This window comes from Parabacteroides goldsteinii DSM 19448 = WAL 12034 (genome assembly GCF_000969835.1).
Lineage (GTDB): Bacteria > Bacteroidota > Bacteroidia > Bacteroidales > Tannerellaceae > Parabacteroides > Parabacteroides goldsteinii.
In genome coordinates, this window is sequence record NZ_KQ033913.1 from 1729181 (window position 1) to 1751771 (window position 22591).

14 protein-coding genes are annotated in these 22591 nt (G+C 45.4%); 8 read left to right on the plus strand and 6 right to left on the minus strand.

Annotation, left to right across the window (positions count from 1 at the left end; genetic code table 11):
- Nucleotides 1-45: 45 nt before the first annotated feature.
- Both HMPREF1535_RS20085 and HMPREF1535_RS20090 read right to left on the minus strand, forming a co-directional pair.
- A complete protein-coding gene (locus HMPREF1535_RS20085) occupies nt 46-2826 on the minus strand; it encodes a polysaccharide lyase family 8 super-sandwich domain-containing protein (RefSeq protein ID WP_046147277.1) in 2781 nt (926 codons plus the stop codon).
- 111 nt (nt 2827-2937) lie between these two features.
- Nucleotides 2938-3675: a polyprenol monophosphomannose synthase gene (locus tag HMPREF1535_RS20090; protein WP_007656150.1), complete on the minus strand. Its 738-nt coding sequence runs from the start codon at nt 3673-3675 to the stop codon at nt 2938-2940.
- A 227-nt stretch (nt 3676-3902) separates the two neighbouring features.
- Between HMPREF1535_RS20090 and mfd the strand changes: the two genes are divergently transcribed.
- The 6 genes from mfd to HMPREF1535_RS20120 all read left to right on the plus strand — a co-directional run bounded on the left by mfd (nt 3903) and on the right by HMPREF1535_RS20120 (nt 15054).
- On the plus strand, nt 3903-7265 hold the full coding sequence (gene mfd / locus HMPREF1535_RS20095) for a transcription-repair coupling factor (RefSeq protein WP_046147278.1): 3363 nt from the start codon (nt 3903-3905) through the stop codon (nt 7263-7265).
- 67 nt (nt 7266-7332) lie between these two features.
- Nucleotides 7333-8529 carry an AAA family ATPase gene (locus tag HMPREF1535_RS20100; protein WP_007656148.1) on the plus strand — a complete coding sequence of 399 codons (1197 nt, stop codon included), beginning with the start codon at nt 7333-7335 and terminating at the stop codon, nt 8527-8529.
- Entirely contained in the window at nt 8526-9128 is a 603-nt protein-coding gene (locus tag HMPREF1535_RS20105; RefSeq protein ID WP_046147279.1) for a hypothetical protein, read from the plus strand. The genes HMPREF1535_RS20100 and HMPREF1535_RS20105 overlap by 4 nt, the downstream gene beginning before the upstream one ends.
- A gap of 12 nt (nt 9129-9140) precedes the next feature.
- Nucleotides 9141-11042: an AMP-dependent synthetase/ligase gene (locus HMPREF1535_RS20110; RefSeq protein WP_046147280.1), complete on the plus strand. Its 1902-nt coding sequence runs from the start codon at nt 9141-9143 to the stop codon at nt 11040-11042.
- A 114-nt stretch (nt 11043-11156) separates the two neighbouring features.
- Nucleotides 11157-13748, plus strand: coding sequence for a DUF5686 and carboxypeptidase-like regulatory domain-containing protein (locus HMPREF1535_RS20115; RefSeq protein ID WP_010802871.1), 2592 nt, complete (start codon nt 11157-11159; stop codon nt 13746-13748).
- Entirely contained in the window at nt 13726-15054 is a 1329-nt protein-coding gene (locus tag HMPREF1535_RS20120; RefSeq protein WP_046147281.1) for a Na+/H+ antiporter NhaC family protein, read from the plus strand. The genes HMPREF1535_RS20115 and HMPREF1535_RS20120 overlap by 23 nt, the downstream gene beginning before the upstream one ends.
- A gap of 294 nt (nt 15055-15348) precedes the next feature.
- Here HMPREF1535_RS20120 and HMPREF1535_RS20125 read toward each other — a convergent pair whose 3' ends face one another.
- Nucleotides 15349-16302, minus strand: coding sequence for an NAD-dependent epimerase/dehydratase family protein (locus tag HMPREF1535_RS20125; protein WP_007656131.1), 954 nt, complete (start codon nt 16300-16302; stop codon nt 15349-15351).
- Nucleotides 16303-16554: 252 nt separating this feature from the next.
- Here HMPREF1535_RS20125 and kbl point away from each other — a divergent pair, with 252 nt between their 5' ends.
- Entirely contained in the window at nt 16555-17745 is a 1191-nt protein-coding gene (kbl, locus tag HMPREF1535_RS20130; RefSeq protein WP_010802868.1) for a glycine C-acetyltransferase, read from the plus strand.
- Between the two features lie 84 nt (nt 17746-17829).
- Here kbl and HMPREF1535_RS26020 read toward each other — a convergent pair whose 3' ends face one another.
- A complete protein-coding gene (locus tag HMPREF1535_RS26020) occupies nt 17830-18000 on the minus strand; it encodes a hypothetical protein (RefSeq protein ID WP_007656129.1) in 171 nt (56 codons plus the stop codon).
- Nucleotides 18001-18120: 120 nt separating this feature from the next.
- Here HMPREF1535_RS26020 and HMPREF1535_RS20135 point away from each other — a divergent pair, with 120 nt between their 5' ends.
- A complete protein-coding gene (locus HMPREF1535_RS20135; protein ID WP_046147282.1) occupies nt 18121-18969 on the plus strand; it encodes a histidinol-phosphatase in 849 nt (282 codons plus the stop codon).
- A gap of 21 nt (nt 18970-18990) precedes the next feature.
- Here the strand turns inward: HMPREF1535_RS20135 and HMPREF1535_RS20140 are convergent, their stop codons facing one another.
- The gene (locus tag HMPREF1535_RS20140) at nt 18991-21252 is read right to left on the minus strand and encodes a Helicase associated domain protein (RefSeq protein WP_046147283.1); all 2262 of its coding nucleotides are present in this window, start codon (nt 21250-21252) and stop codon (nt 18991-18993) included.
- Between the two features lie 192 nt (nt 21253-21444).
- Nucleotides 21445-22554, minus strand: coding sequence for a Wzz/FepE/Etk N-terminal domain-containing protein (locus HMPREF1535_RS20145; protein WP_082207565.1), 1110 nt, complete (start codon nt 22552-22554; stop codon nt 21445-21447).
- Between the last annotated feature and the right edge of the window lie 37 nt (nt 22555-22591).

Below are 22591 nucleotides of genomic sequence, written 5' to 3' on the forward strand. Positions count from 1 at the left end.
TAATGACAATATACTTCTCAATTCTGATAAATTACGAACCACCTCTTACCGCAATTTCAGTACTCCTAAAGAAGACGGTATATGGAAGTCCGGATTGACGGCATCAGGGATGATCCAGGACGACCAGATCACCTGTTCCTCTTGCGGCCCGTAATAATCGGCACGGTATACACCGAAACGTATCTCGCCGTCCGGTGAGATCACACCCATTTCTTCCAGACTCTTCAAGGGGATGGAGCCTTCCACGATATAAGTGTCTTTGCCGGTATGTGTTCCCAGTTTCAGTCCTTTAAAGTTCCAGTCGAAATCGAACTGGCGGTAGAACTTTGCATGATAGTCCATGACTTTTCCGCGCGGATCGATCTCCGCACAATAATAATCGCCCATAGCCGGGTCTTTGCTGAAGAAAAACTCGATACGGTCACTGCTCTCAACCGAGGCCTCGGTCTTTTCATTATTATATATAATGGTAGTATCGGCTACTTCATACAGGAAATATAAGTTCTTCTTGTCGTAGCAGACAGAGAACCGGGTCCGGTCTTTAGCAGCCCCGTTCCAGGGAGCGGTCAGGCCCGACACGGAAACAGGTATCTGTTGCCAGTCGTCTTTTTTGCCATCTACGGAAATCGACTTTACCAACGGCGCGCTGATAACCGGGGTAACGGAAACAGGCTGGCCGGGAGCCTGGTTGGCAGGAACCATTATCTTCAAATCGTAGTCATTGATCGTTAAAGACAAGGACGATTGTGTATGTGTCGGATCGCTTGCCTCTATACGGAGTCTCCCGTTTTCCGGAGAAAGCATATAGATACCCGGTGTATGTACCGCCAGTGTTATATCATCCGACAGGCGGATGGTTCCTTCCTGATATGCGGTGACATAGAAACGGTTGCCGGCTGCTACGGCCTGCATGGCCTCGTCATTGCGAAGCACCCGGATATCATCCGTCCGGAAAGTGGCTGTACGGTCTGCCGAAGAGGCCGGCAGTATCAGGTATTGGTAAGTGGCGGGTAGCTCTTTCGGATGGCGGATATATAAAGAGACCACCTCCCCTTCCACCGTTTGCGGTATATATGAACCCATAAAGTCGGACCAACGGCCGGAACGTTTTTCTGAGATCGCCACACTGTTTTCAGGCTGCATCAGGATATAACCGGTACTGTCATGATAGAAACGCGGAGCCTTCCCGGTGATCGTAACGGTTCCGTTGACAGGATTCCAACGGTTATTTTCCCAATAAGCCAGTTGCCCCTGTTTCATACGTTGGTCGATCGATGTCGCCAGGTTCAGCGTACTGTCGGTCTGAATCCCTGCCCCAAGGCATAACACAAAATCGTCCGTGATAACCCACGACTTGCGGGCATGTGCTCCGTCACGGTTCAGGATCATGGCGGTCATGCCTGTACTGCCATCCGTTACACCACCGACAAAAGTCGTTTCATTACGGACATGAGCCCCGTAAGTACGGGGAGAAGGGATAGGCGCATCGCTTTCATACGAAGTAATACCCGGGACCTTACGCCAGTCCCAGAACGGGAACACATTCAGATATTCATCGCCGTTACGGTATATATAAGTAGCGCCGTCACCCATATAAAAGCCTTTCAGGTTATCTTCATTTACTAACTCAGTACCGATCACCCGCTTGGAAGCCATCTTGACAGAGGCCATCCACCCCGGTGCGCGATGGATAGTCTGGTCTGAATCCCAGAAATGTTTCTGTCCGGTAAAGGCTGTCCCCTGCGCAGGTTGGGGAGGGAAATTGTCATTCAGGAAATCATCCATCTTCTGCACATCGGCCGGTGCGCTGCCCTTCTTCAGTGAACTGGCGGCATATCCTATCGCCAACGCTTTATGAATAGGGGCATTATGGAACAATTGCCGGTCGAGGGCATTCACATCCATATAGCCGCGCCAGATAATCCAGCGATAGCCTTCCGTTAATAAATTATTCAGGATAGATTGCTGTTCGGCATTCAAAGCAAAGGAAGTCCCGGCAAACAATCCTGAATAGAAACTCATCTCACCGAGATAAGCCAGCCCGTAGTTGCCGAACTGCTGTTGCGGTCCATGCTGGTGGAAGCTCCAGTCGCTTTTAATACCTTCCTCACGCCCAGTGGTTATTTCAGAGATGATCGTATCGCGGGCAGCCTTTACCAAGGCATAATCGTCTGTCAGCAGGCCTTTGACAAGTACGTTTCCTGCCAGCCAGACTTTATTCTGCCCCGTCATGCCGAAACGGGCGTTATCCATTACTTTCACAGCTTCTTTGAGTTCGTCGGGTGTCATCTGCATACGGAGCAGCAGGAAAGCCGGCCCGAACGTTTTCGGGATGCCGATCTCGTTATACCACCAGTTCTTGCAAACAGGTTTCGTGCGGAACCAATAACCGAGCGCCTGATGAATAACCGTAGAGAAGCGGGGCGACCAGGTGCACGAAGGTCCTTCGGCATGATAGAGTTTTGCCAGTTCCAGTATACGGTCGGCATGCTTCTTGGCATCCCATCCGGAGCGTTTGGTATCTGTATAGTTGATATCCGGCCAGGAACCGTCTTCATTTATACTCTCCATATATCCTTTGATCTTCTCCATATTGAAGGGATACCGCTGATGCAGTTCCACAACGACCTGATCAGACATTTCCGTCTCAGGCGGGATACCGGACAATATGCGGTTGAGTAAATCCGATTCATCATTGGAACTGATCAAGGTCCCGATATAGTTCTGACGGATCTGCTCCAGTTCGTCCTGCTGTGTTTGCGAGAACACACGCACGGGTAAAAACAAGAATGCGGCTAACAAGAATGTGTTTGTAAGAAGCTTCATGATATTGTATTTAGTACTGAAAGCAACAAATTTACCATAATTAATCCTGACAAATATAATAATGGCGAAAAAAATTGTAACGAATCCGTCCTCTATTACCAGCTATCCCCTTTACTTCTTCTGCGGATACTTGCGGAATAAACTCCACCACTTCAGTTTAAGCACGCCAAACAACGCTTCCCCAAATATGGAAGAGTTCATCTTCGATGTTCCCAATACGCGGTTGATAAAGATAATAGGCACTTCCACCAGTTTGAAACCACATTTATACGCCGTAAACTTCATCTCTATCTGGAAAGCATATCCCTTGAAATGAATATGATCGAGATCGATCGCCTCAAGCACCTCGCGACGGTAGCATTTGAAACCGGCAGTCGTATCCTGTACTTTCATCCCGGTAACGAAGCGGACATAGACAGATGCGTAATATGACATCAATACACGTCCCAGCGGCCAGTTCACCACATTCACGCCATTGCTGTAACGCGAACCGATAGCCACATCTCCCCCCTGCTCCGTGCAGGCGGCATATAACTTCGGAAGATCATTCGGATTATGACTGAAATCGGCATCCATTTCGAAGACAAAGTCGTACTTATGTTCGATCGCCCATTTGAAACCGCAAATGTAGGCAGTTCCCAACCCTAACTTGCCTTTCCTTTCTACCATGAAAAGACGTTCAGGAAATTCACTCTGTAATCGCTTTACAATATCCGCTGTACCATCAGGCGAGCCATCATCTATAATCAAAATATGAAACTCCTTTTCCAACCCAAATACCGCACGGATAATATTCTCAATATTCTCTTTCTCGTTGTAGGTCGGAATAATAACAATACTGTCTGACATATACTTCTTTTATTAATTGACAGTTGACAAGTGACAGTTGACAGATTTACTGCAACTATCCCGCAGAACTGTCGGCAATCGGTTATCAACCCGAATGCGAAGGTACATATTTTAGTTGATTTAAACTTATTACTCTATATTATTTTGAACAAAAAAGCTACCTTTGCCAAACATTTCAGTAACATTTGTTGCTGTCATTTGTTACTTGTCAACAGACAACAATTTTAATGGAGGTACAAGAATTACTTAAAATATTCGCCGCCCACCCACAAGTTTCCGCATTGGATACCCTTTTGAACGGTAATACGTCAAATAACATTTTCCTGAAAGGGTTGAACGGCTCGGGCGCAGCAATGACAATCGCTTCTCTTTTTTTAAAAAGAGGGGGCAACTATGTGTGCATACTCAACGACCAGGAAGAAGCCGGCTACTTCTATCACGACCTGATGCAGCTGACCGGAAGCAATGAGATTTACTTTTTCCCGTCCGCTTACCGCCGGGCCATCAAATACGGACATATCGACCCGGCAAATGAAATACTGCGGACCGAAGTGCTCAGTGTCCTCCAGGACCCCGAAGCACCCTTCGTGATCGTTTCCTATCCCGATGCACTGGCTGAAAAGGTCATATCGCGCGACGACCTGAAAAAGAACACTCTGAAGATCAGTGTCGGCGAGAAGTTGGATAATATGTTCGTGTCCGACGTGCTCGACGAATATGGATTCGAGCAGGTGGACTATGTCTACGAACCGGGGCAATATGCCCTGCGCGGCAGTATCCTGGACGTATTCTCTTTCTCCTATGAATTTCCTTACCGTATCGACTTCTTCGGAAAGGAAGTGGAGACAATCCGTACGTTCGATGTGGAAACCCAGCTTTCCAAAGAGAAACTGGAGAGTATCTATATCGTGCCGGAAATGAATAAAAGCGACCGTACCAACACCCTGCTGCTGGATTCACTGCCTGCACAAACAATCCTGGCAGCCAGAGACCTGACATGGACGAAGGAACGTATCGGCAGCCTGTGGAATGAAGAGCCGGTTGTCGGTGACGAAGAATCGTTTGCCGACATCAGCCGAATGCGTGCCAGACTGGTGACTGGAGAAGATTTCCTCCGGGCAGCCCTCAACTTCCGCCGGATACATTTCGGTACACGCCCGGCAGGAGTAGCGGATGCCACCCTTACATTCAGTACACAGGCACAGCCTATTTACCATAAGAATTTCGACATGGTGAGCGACTCTTTCCGTAACTATCTGGAGAGTGGCTATACATTATATATATTGAGTGACGTCGAAAAACAGGCAACCCGTATCCGGGCGATCTTCGAGGACCGGGGAGAAAATATCCCTTTCACTTCGGTCAACAAGACCATCCATGAAGGATTTACCGATGACGCGCTGCGTATCTGTCTCTTTACGGATCATCAGCTGTTCGACCGTTTCCACAAGTTCAACCTAAAAAGCGAAAAGGCCCGCAGCGGAAAACTCACGTTGTCACTGAAAGAACTGAACCAGTTCACGACCGGCGACTATATCGTGCATATCGACCATGGCGTCGGGCAGTTCGGCGGCCTGGTACGCACCGAAGTAAACGGCAAGATACAGGAAGCTATCAAACTGATCTACCAAAACAACGACATCATCTTCGTCAGCATACATTCCCTGCATAAGCTATCCAAATATAAAGGAAAAGACAGCGGCGAACCGCCCAAGCTGAACAAGTTGGGAACCGGTGCCTGGGAGAAGATGAAGGAAAAGACAAAGAAGAAGGTCAAGGACATTGCCCGCGACCTGATCCTTCTTTACTCCCAACGCAAACAGGAGACAGGTTTCTCCTACTCGCCGGACAGCTTCATGCAGCACGAACTGGAAGCGAGCTTCATTTATGAAGACACGCCCGACCAGATGAAAGCGACAAGCGAAGTGAAAGAAGACATGGAAAGTTTACGTCCGATGGATCGCCTGATCTGTGGTGACGTAGGTTTCGGCAAGACAGAGGTTGCGATCCGTGCTGCCTTCAAGGCCGTTTCCGATAACAAGCAGGTAGCCGTACTGGTTCCTACAACAGTTCTTGCTTTCCAGCATTTCCAAACTTTTTCGGAGCGTCTGAAAGATTTCCCCTGCCGGATCGATTATATCAGCCGGGCAAGGACTACGGCACAGATCAAAAGAACGTTGATGGATGTCGCCGAGGGCCAGGTGAACATCCTGATCGGTACGCATCGTATTGTCAGCAAAGATGTCAAGTTCAAAGACCTGGGATTGCTTATCATCGATGAAGAGCAAAAGTTCGGCGTATCCGTTAAGGAAAAACTTCGTCAGATGAAAGTGAATGTGGATACGCTGACAATGACAGCGACACCGATCCCCCGAACTTTGCAGTTCTCGTTGATGGGTGCCCGCGACCTGAGCAGCATCACCACTCCCCCGCCCAACCGGTATCCGGTACAGACGGAAGTGGAGCGTTTCAACCCCGATATTATCCGTGAAGCGATCAATTTCGAGATGAGCCGTAACGGACAGGTATTCTTTATCAATAACCGTATCCAGAATATTTACGAGATAGAGAATCTGGTTCGCCGTGAAGTACCCGATGCCCGCGTAGCAGTCGGTCACGGGCAAATGGAACCGGAGAAACTCGAAAAGATCATCCTCGATTTTGTCAATTACGAATACGATGTCTTGATCGCCACCAGCATTGTGGAAAGCGGTATCGACGTACCGAATGCCAACACAATCATCATCAACAACGCACAGCAATTCGGTCTGTCCGACCTGCACCAGTTACGCGGACGTGTAGGACGAAGCAACCGCAAAGCCTTCTGTTACCTGCTCTCCCCGCCTCTTTCTTCTCTGACACAGGAGGCACGCCGGCGTTTGCAGGCCATCGAGAACTTCTCTGAACTGGGTAGCGGTATCCATATCGCCATGCAGGACCTGGATATCCGTGGTGCCGGTAACATGCTGGGAGCCGAGCAAAGTGGTTTCATTGCCGACCTCGGCTATGAAACATACCAGAAGATTCTGGAAGAGGCTGTCGATGAACTGAAAAGCGATGAGTTTGCCGACCTGTATGCCGATTCCGACAACGGCAAACGGGATTCCGGCAGCGAATATATCCGCGAAACTCATATCGAAAGCGACCTCGAACTGATGTTCCCACCCACCTATATCCCCAACGATTCGGAACGTGTCTCTCTCTACCGCGAACTGGATAATATGGAAGAAGAACGGGATATACTGGCCTTCACGGAACGTCTGAAAGACCGCTTCGGCAAAATTCCGAAGGAAGGAAAAGAACTGATCCGTATCGTCCGCCTCCGCCGTATGGCCAAGAAGCTGGGAATGGAAAAAGTAGTATTAAAGAAGGGGCAGATGAACATCATCCTCATATCCAACTCCGAAAGCCCGTACTATCAGAGCGAGGCTTTCGACAAATTGCTGGCCTTTATACAAAAACATCCCCGCGAATGTAATCTCCGGGACCAGAACGGTAAGCGCAGTATCGTAATAAAAAATGTGAGTACAGTAGAGGCTGCCTGCATGCTGCTTGAAGAAATAGAGAAGACAAAGACTTCTCACGAATAAACCATTGTAAGCAACTCGGTTCAAATATATTTCTTTACATTTGCGAGAATTAATATAAGAATATAATATGCCACATTTAAGAATTAAAAATATAGGTCCGATAAAATATGCAGACATTGAACTAAACAAAGTCAATGTAATCATGGGCCCCCAGAGTTCGGGGAAAAGTACTATCAATAAAATTGCATGTTACTGTTCTTGGGTGGAAAAGAAAATATCATTAGATCAATCTTTTGATTACTTCCTCAAAGAAGGTGTATTTATTGAAGAATTAGCTCGTTTCCACAAACTCACCGGCTATTTTAAGGAAACTTCAGAAATAGAATATCATTCAGAAACAATTAATCTGAAATATATATATAAAGATAAAGAACCTGTCATAAATTGGAAGAACCAGTTTGGATATAAAAGGATAAAACTGTCATATATTCCTGCCGAAAGAAATATTGTTTCGATGATTTCCGACTGGAAAGAAGTCAGCCTGCCCAACAACAACATAAGGAATTTTATGGCAGACTGGAACAATGCCCGCAAAATATTCACTCCTGAGAAACATATTCATCTGCCCTTTTTAGAGATAGACTATTACTATGACGAAAAGAGCGATATGGATTATATTCAAAATCAGGACGGTACCGTTATTCAACTAATGGATGCATCCAGTGGTTTACAATCTATGATCCCTTTAGTCGTATTGCGATCTTATTTTGCAGAGTGGATATATACAAATGAAGAACCAAGAAGTATAGCTTCTAAGGAGAGGGATTCCAGATTTCTAAATATTTTGATAAGTACTTTAAGTAAGCAGGATGGCGGCATACAATTTACAGAACTAGAGCCATATATTATTCCATATATCGCAACAGCAGGTACCGGATTCTTTATTGAGGAACCGGAACTTAATCTATTTCCGTCTACCCAACGAGATATACTATACAATCTCATCAGCAGTGTTCAGCAACGTGAAGACGACTCATTAATTCTCACCACCCATAGCCCCTACATCCTTTATGCCCTGAATAACTGCATGTTAGGCTTTCAAGTAAAAGAGACAATGCCGAAAACGGAACAGGAAAGTCTGGCTAGCCGACAATCATGGATAGATCCGTCGCTGGTATCCGCATGGGAAATAAAAGATGGTAAGTTAGTAGATATTAAGAATAGCAGACTGAATACAATCGGAGATCATTATTTCAACACAATAATGAATGAAGTAATGGATGAATATTATGCAATGCTCAAGTATATCAAAAGAACAAAATGAAAACACGGATAAATGATTCTATACAACAACATCAGGTTTATCCATGTTCATATACAAGCATCCATATCGTTGATTGGAAAAAGTTCACGAGCGAAAATCTGAAAGTACATGATCGTGTTCCGGTTAACCCGAATACAGGAAAACTAATCCACTCTGTTTGCTTAAGGAATGATTCGGCCATATCCATTCTTGTGGATGCATTCGGCGAAAACGCATTACAATACAGCAAAAAGAAAAAGGCCCGTCAATGCGAATGTGTTATTTACCCCGATAATTATAAAGATACAGATTGGGTTCTTTTTGTAGAAATGAAATATGCAGAAAACGAGATCGCTGCTTTCAGGAAAGGAAACGATTATCCGAATAATATGATTGAGCAAATAAAGCAGACCGTTCAATTCTTTAAAGATAAATGCATTTTACCTCAGGAAAAAGAAGTATACGCTATCGTTTCATTTCCCAATTTACTATCTGCATTCAATAGTACGATATTCAGTATCGATGCCATAAACGATTTTTATCTGGACTATGGCATTATTATAAGAGGCACAAACAACGCGGAGATTATCAGTTCCGACAATATAAAGCTAATTGGATAAAATGAAGATGTCATGAAAAGAACATTGGTAGACCTTTTTGAAAACTCGGTGAAACAATATCCCGACAACCCGTTCTTATGGGAAAAGACAACAAACAAATTTGAGCCTACCACTTACACACAGGTAAGGGAACAGGTTTACACGCTGGGCGCCGGACTGGTTGCCCTGGGAGTAATGAAAGGCGACAACATGGCCCTGCTCAGCGAAGGCCGCAACGCCTGGATCATCGGTGAACTGGCGATGTTCTACGCCGGAGCCACCAACGTCCCCCTCTCTATCAAACTGGAAGAGGCAAACGACCTGTTGTTCCGTCTGACACATGCCGATGTAAAATATATTATGGTATCCGGCAACCAGTTGAAGAAAATACGTTCTATCGTCGATAAACTGCCGTTGCTCCGGCAAATCATCATCTTCGACGACCAAAAAGAATATCAGGAAAAAGAAATTCCCCTCTCTAAAGTAATAGAAATGGGGCAAGAATACCTCAGTGCGCATCCGTTGGAAGAGTTTCTGGCAATCGGACAATCGCTTACCAACGATGATTATGCCACAATCACTTACACCTCCGGAACAACCGCCGACCCGAAAGGCGTTATCCTCACTCATCGCAATTACACGGCTAACGTGGAGCAATCACTTACCTGCGTAGATATCGACGATACCTGGCGCACGTTGGTTATCCTTCCGCTCGACCATTGCTTTGCCCATGTGGTAGGCTTCTATATATTTATGTATAAAGGAGCTTCGGTAGCTACCGTACAGGTGGGAAGAACCGGTATGGAGACGTTAAAGAATATCCCTGTAAACATCAAGGAATTTAAGCCGTATTTAATATTGAGTGTCCCGGCCCTTGCCAAGAACTTCAAGAAGAATATCGAACAAGGCATCCGGGCGCAGGGTAACATGGTCAACCGTCTGTTCCACATGGGACTGAACGTGGCATATACCTATAACGGGGATGGCGGCGATGACAAAGGTCGTGGCTGGCGGTTCCTGCTAAAGCCGGTTGTAAGCCTGTTCGATAGTATCATCTTTTCTAAAGTCCGTGAAAACTTTGGCGGCGAACTGAAGTTCTTTATCGGCGGCGGTGCCCTGCTGGATAAGGATTTACAAAAGTTCTATTATGCCATCGGCCTGCCGATGTATCAAGGGTACGGGCTTAGCGAAGCAACCCCTGTCATCTCGACCAACGGCCCGCGCCACCACAGGTTTGGAAGCAGCGGCGTACTGGTTCAACCGCTTGACCTGAAAATATGCGACCAGGAAGGTAAAGAACTTCCCCTCGGAGAAAAAGGCGAAATTGTTATCCGCGGAGAAAATGTCATGGCTGGATACTGGAAAAATCCGGCTTCTACGACCGAAACCATTAAAGACGGTTGGCTTTACACCGGGGATATGGGATATATGGGCAAAGACGGCTTATTATATGTATTAGGCCGTTTCAAAAGCCTGCTGATCGGTAGCGATGGCGAAAAATACAGTCCGGAAGGTATCGAAGAAGCATTGGTTGAACATTCTTCCTGCATCGACCAACTATTGCTTTACAACAACCAGAATCCTTATACGGTTGCTTTGGTTGTACCGAACAAAGACCATCTGAAAAGACATCTCTCCCACCAGCAACTCGATCTGAATACGGAAAAAGGAAAAGAAGAAGCCATCCGTATCATCCAAAAACAGATCGACCGTTTCCGTAAAGGGGGTGACTTGTCATCTATGTTCCCCGATCGCTGGCTACCCACCACATTTGCCGTCTTGCCCGAACCGTTCACCGAACAAAACGGCATGGTTAACAGTACAATGAAGATTGTCCGTGGAAAAGTAGAAAAAGCATACGCTTCCCGCATCGATCATTTATACACACCGGAAGGCAAGAATCCGGTAAATAGGGAGAATATAAAGTCGTTGTAAACGGCTCCTGCATCCTCCTTGATTAAATATTATTAATAAGGCTGACTCCGCTCCTACGGGGAAAAAGCTTACCTTTGCCAACTGCATTATCCGAGAAGGAATAACGTTAGTTTCATGGTAAAAAGAATTCACTTAATAGTATTATTGGTTCTGTTGCAGGCAGTGACCGGTGTTGCCGTTTTATATGCGCAAAGCATGACCTCTGCATCCGGTATCGTAAAGGATTCAATAACCGGAGAACCTTTGGCTTTTGTTTCCGTCTATTTTGACGGTTCAACCATTGGGGCAATGACCGACGACAACGGGGCTTTCGCCTTACAGAACGATAAAGGTTATAACAAGCTGGCTGTCGCATCATTAGGATACGACACTAAAATACTCGACCTGAAAACCGGACAGAAGAATGACGGACTTACCATTGACCTTCGCCCTACCGCTTTCGAAATATCCGAAGTCATCGTCAAACCCAAAAGAGAAAAATATTCCCGTAAAGACAATCCGGCCGTCGAACTGATTAAAAAAGTAATCGAACATAAGAACGACAACCGCATCGAAGCCAAGGACGAATATCAAACCGAGGTATACGAAAAACTCTCTCTCTCCCTGGATGACTTCAACCCGGATTTCGAGAAAAACAAGTTCATGAAGAAATTCAAATTCATCAAGAACTACCTGGACAGTTCCGAATTTAACGGTAAACCCATCCTGACCCTTTCCGTTCGTGAAACAATTGCAGATAGATATTACCGGAAACATCCGAAAACAGAAAAAACGATTGTCAAAGGCAAACGTATGCAAGGCGTCGACCAGACTCTGGATGACGGCGGGGGCATCACCTCCAACCTGGAAGAGATATTTCAGGGCATCAACATCTTCGATAATAATATCAATATCCTGTTGAACCGTTTCGTCAGCCCCTTGTCCTCCACCCTGGCTACCAGCTATTATAAATACTATATCATGGATACCCTCGATATAGGAGGCGATAAATGTGTCGACCTGGCTTTCGTTCCGGTCAACAGCCAGAGTTACGGTTTTACCGGAAGGTTATACATCACTCTTGACGGTAATTATGCCTTAAAAAAATTCCTGCTGAACACCCCCGCGAATATCAACCTGAACTGGGTGGACAAACTCCGCATCGAACAGGAATTCGAACGGATGCCGGACAGCACCTGGGTGGTAAAGAACGAAAACACCTATGTCAATTTCTACCTGGTAAAAGGCGCCCAGCAGCTCTATGCGCACCAACTCAGGAATTACGACAAATACAATTTCAACATAGAACAGGCGAAAGCAGACTCCGTTTTCAACCTGCTGGGTTCACTCCATACATTACCTGTGGCAATCGAACAGCCCGATACCTTCTGGATAAACAACCGCCATGTGCCTCTGAAAGAAAAAGAAAACGCCTTGGACGACCTGCTGGCCCAACTCCGGAAAGTCCCGGCATTCAATGTAATCATCAAAACAGCAGAAATACTTATATCCGGATATATCCCGACAGCCGGCGATAAAAAATCCACCAAATTCGACTTCGGTCCGATGAACACGACAATCAGCGGTAACAGTCTGGAAGGTGTCCGTTTACGTATCGGCGGTATGACGACAGCCAACCTGAATCCTTACTGGTTCGCCAGCGGATATCTCGCCTACGGAACGAACGACCGTAAACTGAAATACAATGTAAAACTGACACATAGCTTCAACAAAAAACTATACCACGAAGGAGAAAGTCCGGTCAATAATTTATCCTTTATCCAGGAATATGACGTATATACCCCCGGACAGGATTTCCTTTTCACCAGCAAGGATAACATCTTTGTTGCCTGGAAAGTAGGCGAACCTGTAACTAAAATGCAGTATATCCGCAAATCCATGTTCCAGTACGAAAAGGAATGGCTGAACGGCCTTACGTGGAGGTCATGGGTCTATAACCAGAATAACCAGGCTGCCGGAACGCTCAAATATATCGAGAAAGAAGCAGACGGCACATTGATTCAAAAAAAGGATATTACAACCTCTGAAATCGGAACACAACTCCGTTTCGCTCCCGGTGAACGCTCTTACGACGGACGCTCCGGAAAAGAATCGGTCTTCAACCTGTCGAAGGATGCTCCTATCTTCAAACTGTCACATCAGTTGGGTATCAAAGGGGTACTGGGTGGAGAATATAACTACAATCATACGGAAGTCAGTGCGGAAAAACGTATCTGGTTATCCTCGTTCGGGCATATCGATACGCAGTTGAAAGCCGGAAAAGTATGGAACAAAGTACCTTTCCCGCTGCTGATCCTGCCGAATACCAACCAGTCAATTACTATCCAGCCGGAAGCATTCCACATGATGAATGCCCTGGAGTTTGTGACAGACCAATATGTTTCATTCAATGCAACTTATTATTTAAAAGGTTGGATATTAAACCGTATCCCGGGTATCAAATGGCTAAGGTTACGCGAAGTAATCTCTTTCAATGGTATCTACGGAGGACTGACGGATAAAAACAATCCGGCCTTGACACCGAATCTGTTCCTCCTGCCCGACGGCACACGTCCTTTGGGCAAAACACCCTATATGGAAGCAAGCGTCGGCCTGGAAAACATCTTCAAGATTCTTCGTATAGATTATTACCGACGGCTTACCTATCTGGATGAACCGAATATAAAGAAAGGAGGGGTGCGTATTGCGTTGCGATTCTCCTTCTAACTCTCCTTTAAATCATGCGCCTAATGCCTGGGCACTCATACCTTTACTGGTATTCCTGCTCACCTATCTGGTCGTATCCATATTGGCAGGCGATTTTTATAAGATGCCTATCACCGTAGCTTTTGTCATATCATCTGTCGTTGCTATCGCCATATCCAAGGGAGGAAAACTGTCCAACCGTATCGAACAATTCTGCCGCGGAGCTGCCAACAGCAATATCATGCTGATGGTACTGATCTTTATTCTCGCCGGGGCGTTTGCCCAGACAGCCAAAGCGATGGGGGCTGTAGATGCAACCGTCAATCTGGCGATGTCGATCCTGCCCGGAAACCTGTTGGCTGCCGGTATATTCCTGGCTGCCTGCTTTATATCTATTTCAGTCGGGACCTCCGTAGGTACAATTGTTGCCCTTGCCCCAGTGGCAGTAGGTATTGCCGATAAGACGGGAATGCCCGATGCCCTGATGCTCGGAGTGGTTGTAAGCGGAGCCATGTTCGGCGACAATCTGTCTTTCATATCCGACACTACGATCGTTGCCACCCGAACACAGGGATGTAACATGAATGATAAGTTTAAAGTGAACATCCGTATCGCTCTCCCCATCGCTATTATTACAGGTATAATATATGTATTGGTTGGAAGCGGTATCGACAGCAATTACACAGCCGGAGCGATCGAATGGACAAAGGTGGTTCCTTACCTGGTAGTCCTTGTCGCCGCCATTTGCGGAGTCAATGTAATGCTGGTCTTATTTATCGGTATCCTGCTCTCCGGCATTGTCGGATTGCTGACGGGAGGTTTCGACATATGGGGCTGGACAGCTTCGATGGGACTCGGTATAACCAATATGGGTGAACTGATTATCGTCACTTTACTGGCAGGAGGCATGTTGGAAATGATTCGTTACAATGGAGGTATCGACTGGATCATCCTCAAACTGACTTCCCGCATCCATTCCTCCAAAGGAGCGGAAATGAGTATCGCCGCATTGGTCAGCTTTGCCAATCTCTGTACGGCAAACAATACGATTGCCCTGATCATGGCGGGACCGATCGCAAAAGATATTGCAGACCGTTTTAAAGTCGACCCACGCCGCAGCGCAAGTATTCTGGATATTTTCTCTTGTTTCATTCAGGGAATCATCCCCTACGGGGCACAGTTGCTAATGGCTTCAGGATTAGGCCAGGTCTCCCCTCTCGAGATTATGCAGTACCTATACTATCCTTATTTATTGGGATTCGGCGCTTTACTGGCAATCCTCTCAGGATACCCGAAAAAATACAGTAACATGGTTTCTACGAAATAGCAAATCCAGACACATATAAACAAAAAAAGGCTATCCATCACGGACAGCCAATCTTCATTGTTAACCTTAAATCTAATACCATGAAAAACACAGTGCAAATATAGGGGTTTTATGTTATTCAGCATAATATTTGCAAGAAAAATGCCTCGCATTAACATTATTTAGCCAAAACATGCTCTAAAACATATAAAATGAAGTATCCTTTACAGGAAACTTTATTACCCACCCCACTTAAAAATAAAGGGGACACCCTAAACCGGATATCCCCTCCCATCAACAAACCTCTTATATTTGTTATTTACCGAAACGTTCTTTCAGTTTTGCGATCATGTCTTTAGTCATTGTATCCAGATCGTAAGTCGGCTTCCAATCCCATTCTTCACGGGCACAAGTATCATCCAATGAATTGGGCCATGAATCAGCAATCGCCTGACGCAACGGATCAACCTTGTATTCCATCTGGAAGTCAGGAATATATTTACGGATATTGTTTGCTATAATTTCCGGATCGAAACTCATAGAAGCAATATTGAATGAGTTGCGGTGTTGCAGACGTGTAGGATCGGCTTCCATAATCTGGATAGCAGCATGTAATGCATCCGGCATATACATCATATCCATAAATGTTCCGGCAGCGATCGGACATTCAAACTTCTCACCCTTTACGGCTGAATAATAAATATCCACTGCATAGTCAGTTGTACCACCACCCGGAGGAGTTACGTAAGAAATCAATCCCGGGAAGCGAACCGAACGTGTATCCACACCGAAACGGATGTTATAATAGTCGCTCAACAACTCGCCGGAAACTTTAGTCACACCATACATCGTACGCGGGTTACGGATCGTATCCTGCGGAGTCTTGTCTTTCGGAGTGTTGTTACCGAATACACCGATAGAACTCGGAGTAAATACGGCACATTTCATTTCACGTGCTACTTCCAGTACGTTGAATAATCCACCCATACCGATCTTCCAGGCTAACTGAGGCTTTGCTTCAGCAACGGCAGACAACAATGCAGCCAGATTATAGATTGTGTCAATCTTATATTTAGACACTGTCTCGGCGATCTGCTGTTCATTTGTTATGTCAACAAGTGCAGAAGGTCCTGATTCCAATAGTTCACCTTTGGGTTCTGCTCCGGATATATAACCTGCTACGATGTCGCCATCATAACGTTTTCTCAACTCCATGGTTAACTCTGAGCCGATCTGACCGGTAGAACCGATAATTAATACATTCTTCATTGCGTTTTTATTGTTCTTTTAAGTTTTTTCTGCGGCAAAGGTATAGAGAATAAAATTGTTCCCGCACGATTTTCTTGTGTTTTTTCATGCTAATATTCAAAAAAAAATATGACCTTTGCTTCACCAGTTGAGAGTTGACTATTAACTGTTGACAGTCCTTTGTAACAAAAACGAACTAACTGTTACTTTTCAACTATCAATTGTTAACTAAATAGTCTACTTGATTCAAAAATACTAACAAAAAACAAAGTTATGTACGGTAAACTGAAAGATTTCCTTACACAGGAACTGGCTAACATTAAAGCAGCCGGATTGTACAAAAACGAGCGTATTATCACTACGCCACAAAGAGCCGACATTAAAGTAAATGCCGGAAGTAATGTTTTAAACTTCTGTGCCAACAATTACCTTGGTCTGTCAGACAACCAGCGTCTGATTAAAGCAGCTAAAGATGCCATGGATTCCCACGGATACGGTATGTCATCCGTTCGTTTCATCTGCGGAACACAGGATTTGCACAAAGAATTGGAAGCCGCTATTTCCGATTATTTCAAAACAGAAGATACGATTCTGTATGCCGCCTGTTTCGATGCAAACGGTGGTTTGTTCGAGCCGTTGTTCGGCGAAGAAGATGCCATCATCTCCGATGCGTTGAACCACGCCTCCATCATTGACGGTGTACGTTTGTGTAAAGCAAAACGTTATCGCTACGCCAACGCCGATATGGCTGACCTGGAACGTTGCTTGCAGGAAGCTCAGGCACAGCGTCATCGCATCATCGCCACAGACGGTGTCTTCTCTATGGACGGTAACGTTGCTCCGATGGACAAGATCTGCGAACTGGCAGAAAAATACGATGCACTGGTCATGGTCGACGAATCTCACTCAGCCGGTGTAGCCGGTCCGACAGGTCGCGGTGTGGCAGAACAATATAATGTATATGGAAAAATAGATATTTTCACAGGTACATTAGGTAAAGCATTCGGTGGCGCTATGGGTGGTTTTACTACAGGTAAAAAAGAAATTATCGACATGCTCCGCCAGCGTTCACGTCCTTATCTGTTCTCTAACTCAGTAGCACCGGCTATCGTTGGAGCCAGTCTGGAAATGTTCAAGATTCTGAAAGAAAGCGACGCACTGCATACTAAGCTGATGAACAACGTTTCTTACTTCCGCGATAAGATGCTGGCTGCCGGTTTCGATATCAAACCGACACAGTCTGCTATCTGCGCCGTAATGTTGTATGATGCCAAATTGTCTCAGGACTTTGCTGCAAAAATGCAGGAAGAAGGTATTTATGTAACAGGATTCTACTATCCGGTAGTTCCGAAAGACCAGGCCCGTATCCGCGTTCAGTTGTCTGCCGGCCACGAAAAAGAACATCTGGATAAAGCCATTGCAGCATTTATCAAAGTTGGTAAAGAGCTGAATGTCATCAAATAAAAGATTGAAAAAAAGAAGCGGCAACATCGGGATGTTCCGCTTCTTTTCTTCCTAAAACAATCTATTAACCTATAAATATACCTATCAGTAATTATTATCTTCCTCGCTATCGACAAGGTTGTTCAACTCAAACTCCAGACTGACTATATCTTTCCTCCACGAATCTAAAATATGGGAAGGAATATCTTTCGGAGCATTATCTATCTTCGACTGGATATTCGAAACCTCCAGTTCCAATCTTTCTCGTCTGTTCATATCTCTTATAAATTATCACCTGTTTAACAATCTCTCAACTATTAAACAACAGTCCCGGTCAATATGTTCAGAAAGATTTTCTATCTTTGTATTCCTAAAACAATCGACAATAGAATATTTATGCAACTTAGTAATTATCACAGTCATTGTACATTCTGTGATGGGCGCAGTACGCCTGAAGACTTTGTAAAGTTCGCTATATCCCATGGCTTCCGGGCGTATGGATTTTCATCACACTCCCCCCTGCCCTTCGAGACCTTCTGGAACATGTCGAAAAACGACATGCCCGAATACCTGGCTGAAATAGACCGGCTGAAAAAGAAATACAGCGACCGGTTAGAAATATATACAGCCCTGGAAATTGATTATCTGGATGAAACCTACAACCCATCCGTCCCTTATTTCCAGGAACTTCCGTTGAACTACCGCATCGGCTCCATCCATTTCCTTCCTATCTCGGAACATCTGAGTGAAGAGAATATGGTCTGTATCGACGGTTCCTTCGCTGATTATAAAGCATCGGTAGAACGTTATTTTGAAGGAGATATCCGCAAGTTGGTAACCCGTTATTATGATTCGACACTAAAAATGATAGAAGCCGGCGGTATCGATATTGTCGGCCATATGGATAAAATATATATGAACGGGCACAAATGCGAAGGTTTCTCTTTTGACGCAGCCTGGTATCAGGAACCGTTCAGAGCAACCCTCGACCTGATAGTCGAAAAAGGATTGATGGTTGAAATAAACACCAAAAATCTGGAAAAGAAGCAACAGCTATTTCCCCGGAAAGAGTACCTCGGATTACTGAAAGAGATGAACATCCCCGTGATGGTTAATTCCGACTGCCATTATCCTGACCTGGTAAACGACGGACGGGAAAAGGCATTCAAATTGCTGAAAGAGATCGGGTTTAAATCTACCCGTGAATTGGTGAAAGGGGAATGGCAGGATGTCGCCATTGACTAATAGGAAAGTATTATTGGAAATTTACCTCAAACTCCAGGGGAAAGAAATCTTATCCAGCAGACTCCTACGATCAGAGGAGAGTTCGCCTTTTTTCAAGGCTCTGCGCTGTACGAAACACCAACTGCCCAGCTTGTTCTCACGGGCGGTTGGCCAGCGGTTGTTTTCAGAGAAGAATTGCTGTAGTTTTTCATAGTTTTCCATCCAGACATCATCGATAGTCCAGATAAAACCTTCGGCTTCCATCCGGGCGATGCGTTCAGCCGAAAGTAAACCTTGTTTCCGGTTTTTGCGCTGGGTGTTACACCAGCTGCCGGCTTTACCTTCATTGCTTTTGGGCCAACGTTTGTGTTTTTTGTAGTAGGCAAGTACCTGCTGCCAGTTCTCCGTCCAAAGCGAATCCAGATCCTGTTCCCACCAGAAGCCGATCGAATCGAGCAACCGGATTCTTTCATTGGAAAGGAGACCTTTCTTTCGTGCTTGGCGTTGGGTATTGCACCAGGTATTCAGTTTGTTTTCGCCGCGTTTGGGACAACGGTGTTCTACAGCCATAAATGCTTTCAGTTCTTCAAAGCAGTTCATCCAGCGGCTGTCCTGTACCTCCCATTCAAAACCGATCCGGTCCAGCTGCGAGATATAATCTTCCGATAACGTTCCTTTCTTCCGGGCAATCCGCTGGGTGTTGCACCAGTTTCCCAGCTTCCCTTCGGCTGCCTGCGGCCAGCGCCCTTCACGTTCCTTATATTCGATCAAACGTTCATACATGACCGGCCATGCATCCAACTCCGCCAGCATATCATCCACACGGGCACGGATATCAGACAGGAATCCCGTGACTTCAAATTCCATAAAGCCTTTAAAGCTCTTTGGGGCACGGATTGCCGGATGATAAACCAATTCCCTTGACATAGCCTCATAAACAGAACGACCCGAAAGGTTATTGACGAAGTCTAGTACCACCGGATGACGGTCCGAACCGGCTTTCAGGCAACGGCCCAACTGTTGCAAGGCAACCACATACGATTCTGTACGTCGCAGGAACATGGCGGCATCTACTCCTTCCACATGCAATCCTTCGATCAGCATATTTATAGAGAAAAGAACATGCAGTTTTCCCGTTTCCCTACGGAAACGACGCAACGTCTTTTCATTCTCCCGGTTACTCAGCCCGTTATGGATCTCGAATGTTTCCGTCTCAAAGCCTGCCTGCCCGAGCCAGTTCGATACTTCGGGAATCATATGCTGAAGATCTTCCTTGTCTTTACAGAAGACAAGCATTTTCTTTACTTCTTTCGGAAGATAACGCCGGATCAGTTCCGATGCACTCAACGAGCCGCGAAAATCCAGTCGGGCAAAGTCTATTTTGTCCTGAATACGCTTACGCCTTTCAGATGTACAGTCGCTCCTGTTCAGCATACGCTGTACCTTATCCAGCTGGTTATTCAGATCGAACACGCTCTGCACCAGAACAGGAACAGGCAGTATCTTATAATACCAGGCCATAGACAAAGACAATTCATGGAACAGGTTTCCCTTGAAATAAACCTCTACCGTATCGAGCATCTCTTCGGGACGTATCGGGGTTGCCGACATTCCCAGTACACGGGCCTCCGGATTGTTATCTATTACTTCCTGTACAGCCTTTCCCCATACCTCCGCTCCGAAATGATGGAACTCATCAATAATGATATGATCCGCTTTGAGTTCACCGACTGTACCGCGATTCAGGACTAATGCCTGGAAAGTCCGGTAGGCGACATGTGGCATTGTCCTGCCGATTGCTTTTTTGATCTCGGCAATGATCGTAACGTTGGGAGCAATAACTAAAATATCATCTTCTGAATGATTGACGATATAGCGGGCAATCAGGTAAGACTTTCCTGTTCCGGTCGCCTGTACAACCGCTCCGATCCTGTTTGTTTTGAATCCTTCCTCGATAGCCCGGTAAGCCGCTTCATTATGTGAAAACAGTTCAATATGCTTTCCCGTTTCCAAGCTTTTCAGATAGCTATCATCCGAAACAGTCAGTCCATGCAGTTCAAAGGAAAGTGCCTCCGGCAGATAACCTCCGTGAGCCAGGATCCGGAACTGGTTGCAGCTGCACATTTCCCCGATACGCTGCATTTCAGTATACAGCCTGTCCACTTCCGGCAAACCGACAGGTTCCTTATTCCATACCTCTTTCACAATGAAAGTAACGGAATCCTCCCTGAAGCCTACCAGCAGACAGCCGGATTCTTCAGTAACAAAATAATGATAAGAATGATAAAGATCGCAGAGTGACATTCAGAAAATATGTCAATACTAGGAATAATTGAGCTATCCCGTTCCCGTGCTTGACACGGGATCGCAAAGGCACAGACCGTATCCTATAATATCTTTTGATACCGCCAGTTCTCTTGCGGCCCCGTGTCAAGCACGGGGACAGGATAGTTCAAATCTGATAAAAACTGAACTCTATACAAATCCCCCAACTAATTATTCAACCTCTAAAACTTCAGTTTCCTCTTTGGGATTGAAAAGGTCTTTGATAAACAGATAACCGACTCCGCCGAAAATGGCAAGGAATACAAATCCGATCAGAATCAGCGGTTTCTTGGGAGAAGCGGCTTTTAAAGGAACTGTGGCAGGTTGTATTATTGTATATACCGGTGTCTGTTCCTGTACCCGGAGTTTATCCTGTTCCAGCTTCTGGGCCAATGTATTGTAAACATTAAAGGTCAATGTCATTTCATTCTTTAAACGTTCCTGTTCCGTACGGTAACTGGCTGAGATGATATTCTTGTTGGCATCTTCAAAGGCAGCATAAGCACGTTGGGCTTTATAGTAGGACTCCCTGGCTTCACTAAATACTTTCTCTGTGAATTCAAGGTCTTGCTTTACCTTCTGGGTTCGGTAATTTGTGATGTATCCCTGAAGTTTTTCCAAAACAATTTGAGTAATATTCGCAGAGATCAATGGGTCTTGCATCTGAACGGAAACAGTGATTACCGATGTCTTTTTATCCACAGAAGCGGAGATGCGTTCCTGTAACGCATTTATGACATCTGCCTGTTCCTTTGTTAACCTGAAAGAAGTCAATTCTCCACTACTTACCGGTTCTTCTTTTGAGAACAAATCTTTCACAACACCCAACAGCTTAAAGGGAGCCTGTACCACATAACTCCACCACGCCCTTTTCTGATCCTCATTCATATAATCATATAAGGATGCAGAATAATCACCTTTCTCATTTTTCACCTGTACGGGGAATAACTCCAGTAAAAAAGGAATACTGCTGACTACATCCGGATACAGGTCCGGAGAGATGGCATCCGCTCCCGAAGTACTGTTCAGGTTAATCCCTGCCATGGCTGCTAATCCTCCCAAGTTTCCCATCTTTTTGGACGGATCAGACGTTTCAGGTGCCAGCTTTACTGTCGTACTATATTCCTTCGGTATACTAAAAGCAACCACCAATCCTACAACTATCGCGACTCCACAGCATTTGAACAAGAACTTGCGTTCCCCCCATAGCCGTTTAGCCAACTCTATTAAATCTATCTCCTGCTCGTTTGTATCCATATCAGGAGCGTTCATTTGAATCATATCCACCTTGTTAATTGATAATTAAAGATTGAAAATT

What these genes read in the sequence shown, in the direction of transcription:
- HMPREF1535_RS20090 (WP_007656150.1), bottom strand. Translation starts at nt 3,675, where the DNA reads ATGTCAGACAGTATTGTTATTATTCCGACCTACAACGAGAAAGAGAAT.
- HMPREF1535_RS20105 (WP_046147279.1), top strand. Translation starts at nt 8,526, where the DNA reads ATGAAAACACGGATAAATGATTCTATACAACAACATCAGGTTTATCCA.
- HMPREF1535_RS20110 (WP_046147280.1), top strand. Translation starts at nt 9,141, where the DNA reads ATGAAAAGAACATTGGTAGACCTTTTTGAAAACTCGGTGAAACAATAT.
- HMPREF1535_RS20125 (WP_007656131.1), bottom strand. Translation starts at nt 16,302, where the DNA reads ATGAAGAATGTATTAATTATCGGTTCTACCGGTCAGATCGGCTCAGAG.
- mfd (WP_046147278.1), top strand. Translation starts at nt 3,903, where the DNA reads ATGGAGGTACAAGAATTACTTAAAATATTCGCCGCCCACCCACAAGTT.
- HMPREF1535_RS20135 (WP_046147282.1), top strand. Translation starts at nt 18,121, where the DNA reads ATGCAACTTAGTAATTATCACAGTCATTGTACATTCTGTGATGGGCGC.
- HMPREF1535_RS26020 (WP_007656129.1), bottom strand. Translation starts at nt 18,000, where the DNA reads ATGAACAGACGAGAAAGATTGGAACTGGAGGTTTCGAATATCCAGTCG.
- HMPREF1535_RS20140 (WP_046147283.1), bottom strand. Translation starts at nt 21,252, where the DNA reads ATGTCACTCTGCGATCTTTATCATTCTTATCATTATTTTGTTACTGAA.
- HMPREF1535_RS20115 (WP_010802871.1), top strand. Translation starts at nt 11,157, where the DNA reads ATGGTAAAAAGAATTCACTTAATAGTATTATTGGTTCTGTTGCAGGCA.
- kbl (WP_010802868.1), top strand. Translation starts at nt 16,555, where the DNA reads ATGTACGGTAAACTGAAAGATTTCCTTACACAGGAACTGGCTAACATT.
- HMPREF1535_RS20085 (WP_046147277.1), bottom strand. Translation starts at nt 2,826, where the DNA reads ATGAAGCTTCTTACAAACACATTCTTGTTAGCCGCATTCTTGTTTTTA.
- HMPREF1535_RS20145 (WP_082207565.1), bottom strand. Translation starts at nt 22,554, where the DNA reads ATGATTCAAATGAACGCTCCTGATATGGATACAAACGAGCAGGAGATA.
- HMPREF1535_RS20100 (WP_007656148.1), top strand. Translation starts at nt 7,333, where the DNA reads ATGCCACATTTAAGAATTAAAAATATAGGTCCGATAAAATATGCAGAC.